Origin of the sequence: Simiaoa sp. (assembly GCF_051972595.1) — a bacterium.
Lineage (GTDB): Bacteria > Bacillota > Clostridia > Lachnospirales > Lachnospiraceae > Acetatifactor > Acetatifactor hominis.
Map to the genome: position 1 here is coordinate 1 of NZ_JBOKRY010000027.1, position 13,371 is coordinate 13,371.

Genomic DNA, 13,371 nt, shown 5'->3' on the forward strand with positions numbered 1-13,371 from the left:
GGCAACTCTGATATCTTATCACGACCGCTTTCGTTTGTCAACAACTTTTTTAAAACTTTTTTGTCTTGAAAAACTTATGTTTTTCGCGGCAGGTTTTTATATTACCATATCTGCCAGACATCTGTCAACAACTTTTTCGAAATCTTTTTGAATTTCTTTTTCGTTGTTGTGTTGTCTCGGTACTGCCCTGACAACAAATCTGAGTATATCACCCCATATATCACTTGTCAACATTATTTTTTGAATTTTTTACACAAATTATCCCCTGCCATGCAAATTCCGCATGTGCAGGGGATTTTTACCACTTTTCTATTCTATTTTACGAAGAAAGGAAGCTTTTGTCCGAGCTGTTCGATCAGGTATGCCAGGTAATTGTTTTCATACAGACATGTAAGGATCTTGCTGTCTCTGGTGTAATCTACGATGACCTGTCCCAAGGTTCCCAGATCTCTGAAGATGTTAAATGCATATATTGTCCAAACAATTAGGACAGTTTCCAATATTCCAACCACAATACCTAGTAATTTGTCCAGGCTATGTACTATGGGTAGTTTTGAGATTACCTTTGCAGAGAAGAACACCACATTCAGTAAATGGTGTACCAGTCCGATGGCTGCCAGCAACAGCAGGGTGATTATCACATTGAAAAATCTTCCGTCAAAGTAACTGCTCAGCGCATTTCCCAACAGGAACAGTACAACGCAGGTGATCAGCAGGGAGATCAAAGAGATCAGGGATCTCACCATTCCCTTTTTATAACCGTCCATCACCATGCAAAGTAAGATCACTGCTGTAATAATAAGCAATAAATTCAGATTCATTCGTATACTCCTTTATTTTAACTGTATGGTATCTATTGTATTATCCGTCACCAGGTAATATTTGTAGGATCCTCCCGCCGAAAGCATAAGTCGCACGCTCTTGCCAAAGTTCCCCCGGTATTTTTCCACACCCTCTGTTGTGAAGATCTGACATTCCGACTCGTTGTAGATCACCATGGCATCCTCTTCAAAAAATATATCTGTATAATCCACATCGAAATAATAGCTCCCCACTTTTACCGCCGAAGCATTATATACATCCATACGGTATTTGGTCTCCGCCTGATCCGATAAAAATACCAGTCCTACGTATTTCTCGCTGTAAAAAACTGACTGGATCTCATCATCATAGAGATATTCTCCGATGGTTACCGGCTTCTGTGATCCGCTAAAAATCATCAGACGGCTATCACCTGCTGCGAAGGCGGTATCATTATTCATAAACTGCACTTTTGGAACGACCAGATCAGAATAGGTATAGGCGCTGACCATATAGTCACTCTGATTCGCACCCACCGGACCGAAATTATAGAACACCACGTTGGATTTCACCACTCCTGCATCTACATATAAGTAGCTGACCGCCAGCAGCTCTCCACTCGGGGACAGACTGATGGAGATAGGATATCCTCCGTCATTCATATGTGCCTGTCCGGTGTAACTGTTGCTTCCGTCCGCTTCGTAGGTCATGATCCAGGTTGCATCTGTGTCCGCCAGTGTTGCCGTTACTCTGCCGGTGTCTGCTACCGTAATATTACGGATTGGCATGGTCGTGGTAATGGTTCCCAGCTGTTTCTCCGTATTCTGTACATAAATCTCACGACCATTGTAACTACCGATAGCTGCCACACTTCCGCAGGTAGCAAGTTTCACATCCTGGATAACATAAGTCTGATTCCATTTCACATTTCCCTTTGCATCCGTACAATGTGCGCCATCCTTACTATATGTAAGAATTCCGTTTTTCAGGCGGACATCTATGGCATCTGACGAGGTCTCCCTGTTTACAGAGGACAAGGTATCATATCCTGTGTAAATATGCCGTTTTGCCTGCACCACTACCAGTGCCAGCGCCGCTCCCAGTGCCGCCGCTGCCAGAAGCACCCGGTATACAATGGTCAGTTTATGTTTACGGATCTTTTTCTTATAGTCATCCTGATTCTTTTGCCGTTTTTCTTTTTCTTTCAGATAATTTTTAATATCTGCTGCCATGCATTTATTTCCTTATGTATCCTTATATCCTACTATTGTGTAACATTTACAGTATACCATAATCTTACCTTTTGAAAATAAGTTTTTTACGGCAGAAGGATTTCCTGTCCGATTTTGATATCATCCGGATCTGTGATTCCGTTCAATGCACAGATTTCCGGCACTTTTGTATTGTTTCCGTAATTGCGTAAAGAGATACCGATCAATGTGTCACCTTTCTTGATCGTATAAGCCGTCGGCTGTGCCACAGCTGCCTGTGTCTGTGGTGTTTCCGATTCCACTGTCACTTCAGGTGTCGGTTCCGGTGTCGGTGTCACTTCCGGCTGCGGTTCTTCTGTTACCTCTGTTGTGTCTTCCACAGCAGCTTCGGTCACCATCGTCTCCGGCGCAGCGGTCTCCTCTTTAGTTGTCGTATTCTCTGCCATGGCATTGTTTTCCTGCCGCAGTGCATCTTCCAGCTTGTCCTCCGCCACGAGTGTGCTGACCTGGTTCTGCTCCTCCACCGCATCCGGTAATTTCTGCTCCATGAGGCTGCTCATCGCCTGCCTGGCCGTCTCCCCCAGGGATTCCCCGGTGTTTTCCTGCCGCATCAGTGCCAGTGCCATAACGCACAGCAGTACGAACACTCCCGTGGCCGCCATCTTCATCCGGCGTAGTCCCACCGTAGGCATGGGAATGATGTTATCTCTACGTTCTATTCGTCCGGCATATTCGGCATGCCCGGCATGTACGTTTTCCTGTCTCTGTCTGCGCTCTTCCTGCCGCTTCTTTACGACCTCATATTTTTCCTGATCTACCTTCTCCGGTTCCGCTTCCTCTCCCCGATTCTCCAGCATGTACGCCAGCATGCTGTCATTTTTTTCATAAAATTGTGCATAGCCTGCCACATACCTGCAGATCTCCTGCTCACAGATACGGAAGCCTTCCACCATCTCTCCGTTCAAAATCTGATATCCTAAAAATGTCATTTCCGGAAAATACTTTTTCCGCAGCTTCTCGATCTCCTGCTCCTGTGCCTGGGACAAGTGCCGTATCGGTTTTTGCAGAAAATTCAGTTTTGCCGAACCATAGGCGAACAGATAAGCCACACCATTCTCCGTCGTCCGTCTGCCATACAGCGCAATGGCAATGTCTTTGTTCTGTGCCATTCCGTTCATTTGTTTTATGTAAGATACCACATAATCTTCCACATAGACTCTGCAGTGCTTGTCCGCCTCTCCGATCTGCGTTATATTTTTCGGTAATTCCATACAAAAAACACCTCCCATGCCGTTTCTATCAGTTATCACTAACTATATCATCCGCACAGGAGGTATTTTAGCGTTCTTTGTCGCGTCCTTAAAAAAACACTTCGACAAAGTTTGCATAACTATTTATTTACTCGAATTTATATACGGTCACAGAATCATAATCACCATTTTCCCCACCAAAGATATAAGAAGGGAAATTCTCATGATGAATGGTATCCGGATAATACTGGGTCTCCAGGGCGAATCCGCTTCTATTATCATAGGCTGCGCCTGCTTTTCCCTCCTCCGGTGCGATAAAGTTACCTGCATAGAATTGTACGCCGGGCAATGTGGTATATACCTTCATCACTCTGCCGCTCTTCGGTCCTTTCGCAGTCGCAATGTGCTTCAGACTGCCATCCCAGTCATCAATGCAGAAATTATGGTCATAGCCACCCGTCAGCTTTAACTGTTCAAAGTCTGCTTCGATATCTCTTCCGATCTTCTTCGGCTGTGTGAAATCCATGGGTGTACCTGCCACTGCGCAGATCTCACCGGTAGGAATGGATCCCGGTACCACCGGTGTGAAATGGGAAGCTCCCAGCCATAATTCATGGTCTTCAATTCTGCCGGTGCCTTGTCCGTCCAGATTAAAATAGGAATGATTGGTCAGATTAAAAATAGTCCGTTTGTCACTGGACGCATGATAATGCAGTCTTAAGGCATTCTCCTCGTCCAGGGAATAGGTTACGGACACCTTTTTATGTCCGGGGAATCCCAGATATCCATCCTCGTCCTCCAGAGAAAAGGTGACACTGTTATCTCCCGGAACCGCATCCCAGATTCTCTTATGGAAGCCCAGTTCAATATGTGTGTGCAGGTTGTTGGGTCCGTCATTTTGATCCATCCGATAATCCACACCGTCTAATGTATATGCTGCCCCTGCGGTACGGTTCGCACAGGGTCCGATCACTGCACCGAAGAAGCTGTAATTCTTATAATAACGGTCCACGCTGTCAAAGCCCAGTGTCACATCAGCTGTCACACCTTGCGCATCCGGTACCAGGATTCCTACCAGATTCGCACCGAGATCTGTTACCTTCGCCTGCATTCCCTTGCTGTTGCTCAGGGTATACAGAGAGATCTCTCTCCCTTCGGGGCTTTTCCCAAATACACTTTTTGTTACTGCCATTGTCTTCTCCTCCCACATTTATTCATTTTCTCTGCTGCTTATAACTCCACTCTGCCTTCTAAGGCACGGAGCAATGTTACCTCATCGATATATTCCAGATCACCACCCACGGGCACTCCGCTGGCAATTCTGGTCACCTTGATCCCGGTCGGTTTGATCAATTTACTGATATACATTGCCGTAGTCTCGCCCTCCAGGCTGGAATTGGTCGCAATGATCACTTCCTGCACATCTCCCTGCAGGCGTTCCATCAGTTCCTTCAGCTTGATATCACCGGGTCCCACGCCCAGCATGGGCGAGATGGCACCATGCAGGACATGGTACACACCTTCGTATTTGCCGGTCTTCTCATAGGCTGCCAGATCTCTGGTATTCTCCACCACCATGATCGTATGATGATCTCTTCTGGGATTTGCGCACACCGGGCAGATTTCCTTATCTGTCAGGGTATAACACTCCTTACAGTACCGAACATTGGCTCTGGCCTCGATCATGACATTCGCCAGTCTGTCCACACGCTCCTTGGGCATATTGATCAGGTGAAAAGCCAATCGTTGTGCGGACTTACTGCCAATCCCGGGCAGGGCTGCCAGTTCATCTATTAATTTATTGATCTGTCCGCTGTAAAGTTCCATTAGAAAGGAAATCCTCCTAAGCCTCCGGTCATTTTGCCCATGAGTTCGGCATTGGCTTCGTCAGCCTTGCGCAGTGCCTCGTTGGCTGCTGCCACGATTGCATCCTGTAATGTCTCAATATCCTCAGGGTCCACGATCTCCTCTGCCAGTTTGATGGCTGTGATCTCTTTTTTACCGTTGATGGTCACTTCCACAGCTCCGCCGCCTGCGGATGCAGAGAACTCCTTGGTCTCTAATTCCTTCTGTCCCTCTTCCATCTGGCGCTGCATTCTCTGTGCCTGCTTCATCAGATTGTTCATATTACCGGGCATTGCGCCTCCGGGGAATCCACCTCTTTTTGCCATGTTACTGTTCCTCCATATCATTTATGATTGATTTCTCCGTGCTACGCATTCTCGAAATCATAATATATTCGCATTTCGGACTATCGTCCTGCGAGTGAGTTATTATTATATCTTACCTTATCTGTAAGCCTGTCGCAATCCTAAATTCATGCAGGATCACTCCTCTTCATCGATCTCCATGTTGATGACTTTGCTAAGATCTACGTAGTTGTCCTCGAACTGGCGGTTACTTTCCACCGTCTGGATCGTCACTTCGATCTCCTTGCCGGAAAAGTCGGACAATAAAGCCTCCAGCTGCTGCTTATTCTGCTCGTGGGCTTCTCCCTTGAAATAATCGGAAGCCAGTCCATCCTCCAGCACCACCATGAGCTTATTGTCTCCGCCCAGGCTCAATCTGGCATTTTTCAGATACATCTTCATGGGATTCTCCGCATTGCCTACGATGGCCGGCCATTTCCGCACGATCTCCTGTACATCCTCGGGGATAGCCTTGGGCAGCTCCGGTTTGGGTCTCGCCGCGCCACCCTGCGGTCCCCCCTGTACTCCGGGAGCTCCGGCAGGCATTTGTGCTGTAACGACAATACCGTTTTCCACTTTTTCCTCTACCTGACGGATTCGATCCAGGACAGCTTCCTGATCTGTCTCCATCTCCGGCTTGCACAGCTTGATCAGCGCGATCTCTACCAGGATACGCTTCTGCGCTGCATAGCGGATCTGTCCGGACAGTTCGGAGAAAATATGGATATAGCGGATGATCTGATCCATGGAAAGCATGGAAGCCTCTTCCTTCAGATTCGCCAGATTATCCGTGGACATATCTATGACATCCTCCAGATTATCCGCTGTCTGTACCAGCATCAGATTCCGCAGATACCAGGTAAAGTCCGTGACGAACTGCACCAGTTCTCTGCCCTGCATGACGATCTCTTCCAACAGTTCAATGCAGCCTAACACATTCCGGTCCATGACGAAGCGCAGCAATCTGCTGAACACTTCCGTATCCACTGCCCCCAACACATCCAGGGTCATGTCGTAGGTCAGCTCCTTGCCCAGATGGAAGGCAATACACTGATCCAGAAGGCTTAGCGCATCACGCATGGAACCGTCCGCTACTTTCGCAATGTAGCGCAGAGCTCTGTCCTCCACCTGTACCTGCTCCGTGTCCATCAGTTCCTTCATGCGATCCGTGATGGTATCAATGGAAATTCGTTTAAAATCATATCTCTGGCAACGGGACAGAATCGTAATGGGGATCTTGTGCACCTCTGTGGTCGCCAGAATAAAAATAACATAAGAGGGCGGCTCTTCCAGAGTTTTTAACAATGCGTTGAAAGCTCCGGGGGAGAGCATATGCACCTCGTCGATGATGTAGACCTTGTATTTTCCCTCCGCCGGGGAATAGGATACCTCGTCGATGATCTCACGGATATTGTCCACACCGTTGTTGGAAGCCGCGTCGATCTCGATGACATTCATGCTGGCTCCCGCCGCAATTGCCTTACAAATACGGCATTCCCCACAGGGGCCGTCCTCTGTGGGGTGTTCGCAGTTCACTGTTTTCGCAAAAATCTTCGCCACCGTAGTTTTACCGGTACCTCTCGTTCCGGTGAACAGATACGCATGGCCGATCCGGTTCGCCCGTAGCTGATTCTTCAGTGTGGTCACGATATGATCCTGACCTTTGACATCGGAAAAAGCATCCGGACGGAACTTCCGGTATAGCGCTGTATATGACATGTGTTTTCTCTCTTCCTAACTTTGTTCTGCCGTGAAGACTTTCTTAATCGCCAAAGCAGATGCCCAGCATCTTCGCCTCCTGCACGATGGTGGCATCGGGATCCACGGTCTTAAGCTTGCCCGCTACATCCTCTAACGGAACTCTTACGATCTCACGGTTCTTATAGCCTACCATGAAGCCGTACTGGTTGTCCAGGATCAGCTTGCCTGCCTCGGAGCCCAGACGACTGGCGAATACTCTGTCATAAGGGCAGGGGCTTCCGCCTCTCTGCATATGACCGGGTACGGTGACACGTACTTCTCTGCCGGTCTTCTCCTGGATCTGCGCAGCCACTTCATAGGATACGGAAGGGAACGGATATTTTTCCATCTTTTTCTTGTAATCTTTTTTCGTAAGGGCTGCATCCTCTTTGGAGATAGCACCCTCGGCTACCGCGATGATGGTAAAACGGCAGCCTTTTTTGTCTCTGTCTTCAATTTTCTCGATCACCTTATCGATATCATAAGGAATCTCGGGAATCAAAATGATATCCGCGCCGCCGGCCATGCCTGCATTCAGGGTAAGCCATCCTACCTTATGTCCCATCACTTCCACGATAAATACTCTGCCATGGGAAGCCGCTGTGGTGTGGATGCAGTCGATGGCATCCGTCGCAATATCCACTGCGCTCTGAAATCCGAAGGTCATATCGGTGCCCCACAGGTCATTGTCAATGGTCTTGGGCAGCGTTACGATATTCAGGCCTTCCTTGCGCAGCAGGTTTGCGGTCTTGTGAGTACCGTTACCGCCCAGGATCACCAGGCAGTCTAACTGCAGCTTGTAATAATTCTGCTTCATGGCTTCGACCTTATTCAGTCCGTTAGGATCCGGATCCTGAATCGTCTTGAAGGGAGTACGGGAGGTTCCCAGGATTGTTCCGCCCTTGGTAAGAATACCGGAGAAATCCTTGTCCGTCAGCATTCGGAAATTACCGTAGATCAGTCCTCTGTAACCATCCAGGAAGCCATAGATCTCCACCTCTTCCTTACCGTTCGCCAGGGTTTTCACCACGCCTCTCATAGCTGCGTTCAGGGCCTGACAGTCACCACCGCTCGTTAACATTCCGATTCTCTTCATCGTAGGATCCTCCGTTTCTATATTTCATTATTTTTTCTTGCGTCTGCTATATCTATCCAACACTTTGAATCGTTATTTCTATTTTAATACATTTGTTTTCATCTGAAAATAGTTTGTTGTAATTTCCAAAAGATTTCGATATCCTGCAAACAAAAAAAGAGTAACCGGAGCTCTCCGGTCACTCTGCATTGCCATCTCTGAAAAATGTATCCAGTTTTCCCAGACATTTGATCAATGTCTGCATTTCTTCCTCGTCCAGATCCCGAATGATCGTATGGATCATTTTCCTGTGGAAATCTCTGTGGTGGAAAAAAGCTTTTCTCCCCTTCTCTGTCAGGGTCACCAGCACCACACGTTTGTCCTGTGTGCTGCGGTTACGCTCCAGGTAGCCTTTTTTCTCCAGACTGTTCATATTCGTGGTCAGGGTTCCCACGGTGACGTGGAGTTCCCCCGCGATCCGGGACATACTCTTTGGTTCCTCGATGCCGATAGCCTCCAGAATGTGCATATCATTATTCGTAATATCCTTGAATTCTTCTGTTATGACCGCCTTTGCCTCTGCATCCATCACGTTATGGAACAGGTTCACCAGCAGTTCATTCAGCACCCGGTTGTTGCTCTTCTCCATAGTGTCCTCTACGATATCTGAAATATCTCTGTCGTATGTCCGAGATTTTTCGAAGCTGCCTTCTCCGACAGATATCCATCGTGTACGGCGCTCCGAATCATTTTCAGTATATCGTCTACCAGGTCATCACGCAAGCCCCAATCGTAAGTCCGGCGCCGAATCCCGCCAGAACGATGCGGTCACCGCGGTGCAGCTTTCCCTGCCTGTGCAGTTCATCCAGAAGCACCGGAATGGAAGCGGAGGACAGATTGCCTACCCGCTCCAGATTTGTGGGAAATTTTTTGCGATCCGCATGAAGGCGTTTCGCCACTGCATCAATAATACGTGCGTTGGCCTGATGTAATACGAACATATCAATATCCGGCACAGCAAGTCCGGCATCTGACAGCGCTTCCTCGATGCACTGCGGTACCCGTCTGGTAGCGAAACGATATACTTCCTGTCCATCCATTTGAATATAATGTTCTCTGTCGTTCGCCGGCTGGTTTTGGTCAGTTTTTGCCGCTGAAGTCCTTGCATAGGGGGTTGTCAGTTCTCTCGCTCCACATTGCAGGACTCCACCGCCGGTGCCGTCGGAATGAAGCGCCCGTCCCAGAATGCCTGCTGCAGGTATCCGTTTCTCCTCTGTCTCCGCCAAAGCGTTACCGTATTCCACCGCTCGGAACTCTGCCTTGCATCGTTCTACGACTACCGCTCCGGCACCGTCTCCGAACAGAATACAGCTGCTCCGGTCCGTCCAGTCCACCAGCTTGGACAGCACCTCACTGCCGATGATCAGTGCATTTTCTGCAAGTCCCATCCGCAGATAAGCATCCGCAGTATTCAGGGCAAATAAAAATCCGGAACAGGCCGCATTCACATCAAAAGCCAGTGCATTCACTGCGCCGATGTCCGCCTGCACCCGGCAGGCACAACAGGGCAGATACTGCTCCGGAGAACAGGTTGCCACCAGGATCAGGTCGATCTCTTCCGCTCTTTTTCCTGCCTGTTCCAGTGCTTTACGGGCTGCTTCTGACGCAAGTGTCACAACTGTCTCCCCAACAGACACATGACGCTCACCGATACCGGTTCTCTCGCGGATCCATTCATCCGAGGTTTCCACCATCTGCTCCAATTCTTTATTTGTAACAATCCTTCCCGGAAGTGCACTTCCGGTTCCGGTGATTCTTATGGTCCTCACGCCATTTCCTCCATGATATCCACTGTTCTTTCTATTTTCTGCGCCCTCCAAGCATTGCTGCCACAGAACAGCAGCCCGTTATCCACATCTCCCGTTGCTGCATTGATCAACGCTCTGGTGATGCAATAAGGCGCCGTCTTCGGGTCGCAGGTCTTAATGCAATGTCTACATCCGGTCATAAACCGTTCCCCGGATGCCGCTTTTTCCAGAAAAGCATTCCGTATGGCTCTCCCCGGCATTCCCACAGGGCTTTTCACAATGACAATGTCTTCTTTCCGTGCGCCGAGATATGCCTGCTTATATGCATCCGCCGCATCACATTCCCGTGTGGTCACGAACCGGGTACCCATCTGTACCCCCGCAGCCCCGAGGGACAGGCAGTGCTCCAGATCCCTCCGGTCATAAATACCGCCCGCAGCAATCAGAGGAATCCCCAGTTCTGCCGCCTGCCGGATCATTGCCGTAAGTTCCTTCTCATATGTCTGCGGTGTATACGCATCCAGTTCTTCCCGCTTAAATCCCAGATGTCCTCCCGCCAGTGGTCCCTCCGCCACGATAAAGTCCGGCTTTCTGTCGTATTTTTTCATCCAGTATTTCGTGACGACCGACAGGGCACGGGGGCTCGACACGATCGGCGCTAACATCGTCCGGTGGCTGCGCCCGGCCATCCTATCCTCCGTCTCTGCCACGATTCCGGGCAGATCTAACGGCAGTCCGGCACCGGAGATAATACAGTCAGTACCTGCCAGCACTGCTGCCCTTACATAATCCTCGTAGCGTTGTGTTGCCACCATGATGTTGACACCGACGATACCGCCTCTTGCGATCTGCCTTGCTTTTTCTATTTCTTTTCCGATAGTACGCAGATTACAGGCGATGGGATCTCTGTCAAAATCCGGCTCCCGGAAACCGATCTGGGCAGTAGAAATGATGCCGATCCCACCTGCCGCAGCCACTGCTCCCGCCAGACCGGACAGGCTGATTCCCACACCCATGCCTCCCTGGATCACGGGAATATCTGCATGTAATTCCCCCAGGATCATTTTTCCGTGCTTCATCCCACATCACCTCTCGTTACCGCTTTAATACTTGCGAAACCTTTCATAACGTTCCTCTGCGATCTGTTCACCGGTCATGCCGGTATATTTTTGCAGAAATTCCTTGATATGTTCCTTGAGATACCCACCGATGGCCTCCACGGTACTTTGGTCTGCCCCGCCGTATTCCGGTACGATCCGTTCGATCACACCAAGCCGTTTCAGATCTTCCGAAGTAATATTCATGACTTCACTGGCTTCTCTGGCACGGTCAGCATCCTTCCATAATATAGAAGCAAAGCCTTCGGGAGACAGGATCGAGTATGTGGCATTTTCCATCATCCACACCTCATTGCCTACCGCCGTAGCCAGTGCCCCGCCGCTGCCGCCTTCTCCGATAAGGATACACAATACCGGTACTTTTAAGGCTGACATCTCCAGCAGATTCCGGGCAATAGCCTCGCCCTGCCCTCTCTCCTCCGCCTCCACACCGCAGAAAGCTCCCGGCGTGTTTACAAAGCTGATAATGGGGCGGTGGAATTTCTCCGCCTGTTTCATCAGGCGCAGTGCCTTACGATACCCCTCCGGCATGGGCATTCCGTAATTGCGTCTGGCACACTCCGCAAAATCCTTGCCCTTCACATCTGCCAGCACCGTGACCGGCTGTCCGTCCAGGAATGCCACTGCACCTACCAGTGCTTTATCATCCCCATAATAACGGTCTCCGTGAGCTTCCACTACATAATCGAAAATGTAGGGAATATAGTCGGTTGCTGCCGGTCTGTCCACTCTCCGGACGGTCTTGACCTTTTCCCATGCTGTTCTGGGGAGTGTCAGGAATGACCGTTCCTTCACAATCTCCGTAGGTTCAAAATGGAAGTCAATATTTTTCTTAAAATCCGCATAGTTTCCTTCACTGCACCGATGCGTTGTGATCAGGAAATATAAGGTCTTCTTCAGATTCTCCCGACGGACGATACCGTCCACAAAACCATGCTCCTGTAAAAATTCCGCTGTCTGGAAGCCGTCAGGGAGACGCTGTCCCAGAGTCTGCTTAATGACTCTCGGTCCTGCGAAGCCGATCAAGGCTCCCGGTTCCGCCATGATCACATCTCCCAGCATGGCAAAACTGGCCGTTACACCACCTGTGGTGGGATCCGTCAAAATAGTCGCGTAGAGAAGTCCTGCTTCTCCATGGCGTTTGATCGCTGCGGCGGTCTTTGCCATCTGCATCAGTGACACGATTCCCTCCTGCATTCTCGCACCGCCGGAACAGCAGAATAAAAATACGGGCAGCCGCAATTCTGTCGCCTTTTCAATTGCCCGGGTGACTTTCTCGCCGACCACATGTCCCATACTGCCCATCATAAATTTAGATTCGCAGATGCCGATCACAGCTTTTTCCCCGTAAATCTCGCATTCACCTACGGTCACAGCTTCTTTTGTGCCGGATTTTTCCCTGGCCTCCGACAGTTTTTCTTCATAGCCCTCATATTTCAGTGGATTGCTCTCTTCTATCTCCTCGAACCAAGGCTGAAAGCTTTTCCGGTCTGCCACCATGCGGATCCGGTTGTGGGTCTTTACCCGGAAATAATAACCACACTCATAGCAGACATATTTATTTTTCGCTGCCCGGTCTCTGTTTATCATTTTCTTACATTTCGGGCATTTGATCTCTGTTTCTATCGTTACATTTCCCATACTTGCACCTCTTATCCTGCAATATTCATCCTCTTGCCCTGACAAGTCTCCCTGTCTGCCGGATATGCAGGCTGTTGTATCACTTTACCGCAAAGGTAAGCTCTGCTTTCGCCGCCAGTTTTCCATTCACCGTGGCGATCGCTTCCCCGACACCTATCGGTCCCTTACTGCGGATAATGGTGGTCTCCAGTTCCAAGGTGTCTCCGGGACGCACCATCTGTTTGAATTTTGCCTTGTCAATCCCTGCAAAATAAGCTGTCTTGCCTCTGTTCTCCGGCAGAGACAGGATTGCCACCGCCCCGGTCTGGGCCAGTGCCTCCAGGATCAGTACTCCGGGCATCACCGGATTTCCCGGAAAATGTCCGGCAAAATACGGTTCATTGAAGGTTACGTTTTTGCGTCCCACCGCTCTGACACCAGACTCCAGCTCCTCGATAGTATCGATCAGCAGAAAGGGATGTCTGTGGGGCAGGATCTCCATGATTTCCTGTGTGTTATATACTGACATGATTCCTCCGTTCCGCAAATAGCATCTTGC

The 13,371-nt window shown here is 49.4% G+C and carries 13 protein-coding genes; all 13 read right to left on the bottom strand.

Going from position 1 to position 13,371, the window contains the following annotated elements; translation table 11 throughout:
* Positions 1-314 precede the first annotated feature (314 nt).
* Positions 315-821 (bottom strand): CvpA family protein, encoded by a 507-nt coding sequence (locus ACTRDR_RS10100; RefSeq protein ID WP_176862612.1) that lies wholly within the window; start codon positions 819-821, stop codon positions 315-317.
* 12 nt (positions 822-833) lie between these two features.
* Positions 834-2,033 carry a DUF5711 family protein gene (locus ACTRDR_RS10105; protein ID WP_440527310.1) on the bottom strand — a complete coding sequence of 400 codons (1,200 nt, stop codon included), beginning with the start codon at positions 2,031-2,033 and terminating at the stop codon, positions 834-836.
* An 86-nt stretch (positions 2,034-2,119) separates the two neighbouring features.
* Positions 2,120-3,283, bottom strand: coding sequence for a LysM peptidoglycan-binding domain-containing protein (locus tag ACTRDR_RS10110; protein WP_440527312.1), 1,164 nt, complete (start codon positions 3,281-3,283; stop codon positions 2,120-2,122).
* A 127-nt stretch (positions 3,284-3,410) separates the two neighbouring features.
* A complete protein-coding gene (locus ACTRDR_RS10115; RefSeq protein WP_440527314.1) occupies positions 3,411-4,454 on the bottom strand; it encodes an aldose epimerase family protein in 1,044 nt (347 codons plus the stop codon).
* Positions 4,455-4,492: 38 nt separating this feature from the next.
* The gene (gene recR, locus ACTRDR_RS10120) at positions 4,493-5,089 is read right to left on the bottom strand and encodes a recombination mediator RecR (protein ID WP_148448136.1); all 597 of its coding nucleotides are present in this window, start codon (positions 5,087-5,089) and stop codon (positions 4,493-4,495) included.
* Positions 5,089-5,433, bottom strand: coding sequence for a YbaB/EbfC family nucleoid-associated protein (locus ACTRDR_RS10125; RefSeq protein WP_176862601.1), 345 nt, complete (start codon positions 5,431-5,433; stop codon positions 5,089-5,091). Before ACTRDR_RS10125 ends, recR begins: the two co-directional genes overlap by 1 nt.
* Before the next feature lie 156 nt (positions 5,434-5,589).
* The gene (gene dnaX, locus ACTRDR_RS10130) at positions 5,590-7,170 is read right to left on the bottom strand and encodes a DNA polymerase III subunit gamma/tau (RefSeq protein ID WP_440527316.1); all 1,581 of its coding nucleotides are present in this window, start codon (positions 7,168-7,170) and stop codon (positions 5,590-5,592) included.
* A 43-nt stretch (positions 7,171-7,213) separates the two neighbouring features.
* Positions 7,214-8,287 carry a 6-phosphofructokinase gene (locus ACTRDR_RS10135; RefSeq protein ID WP_440527318.1) on the bottom strand — a complete coding sequence of 358 codons (1,074 nt, stop codon included), beginning with the start codon at positions 8,285-8,287 and terminating at the stop codon, positions 7,214-7,216.
* A 178-nt stretch (positions 8,288-8,465) separates the two neighbouring features.
* The gene (locus tag ACTRDR_RS10140) at positions 8,466-8,915 is read right to left on the bottom strand and encodes a MarR family winged helix-turn-helix transcriptional regulator (protein WP_440527319.1); all 450 of its coding nucleotides are present in this window, start codon (positions 8,913-8,915) and stop codon (positions 8,466-8,468) included.
* Between the two features lie 115 nt (positions 8,916-9,030).
* Positions 9,031-10,095, bottom strand: a complete 1,065-nt coding sequence (locus ACTRDR_RS10145; RefSeq protein WP_440527320.1) for a beta-ketoacyl-ACP synthase III — start codon at positions 10,093-10,095, stop codon at positions 9,031-9,033.
* Complete coding sequence (locus ACTRDR_RS10150) at positions 10,092-11,153, bottom strand: NAD(P)H-dependent flavin oxidoreductase (RefSeq protein WP_440527322.1); 1,062 nt, start codon at positions 11,151-11,153, stop codon at positions 10,092-10,094. The genes ACTRDR_RS10145 and ACTRDR_RS10150 overlap by 4 nt, the downstream gene beginning before the upstream one ends.
* 24 nt (positions 11,154-11,177) lie before the next feature.
* The gene (accA, locus tag ACTRDR_RS10155; protein WP_440527323.1) at positions 11,178-12,833 is read right to left on the bottom strand and encodes an acetyl-CoA carboxylase carboxyl transferase subunit alpha; all 1,656 of its coding nucleotides are present in this window, start codon (positions 12,831-12,833) and stop codon (positions 11,178-11,180) included.
* 79 nt (positions 12,834-12,912) lie between these two features.
* Positions 12,913-13,341 (bottom strand): 3-hydroxyacyl-ACP dehydratase FabZ, encoded by a 429-nt coding sequence (gene fabZ / locus ACTRDR_RS10160; RefSeq protein ID WP_176862589.1) that lies wholly within the window; start codon positions 13,339-13,341, stop codon positions 12,913-12,915.
* Positions 13,342-13,371 lie beyond the last annotated feature (30 nt).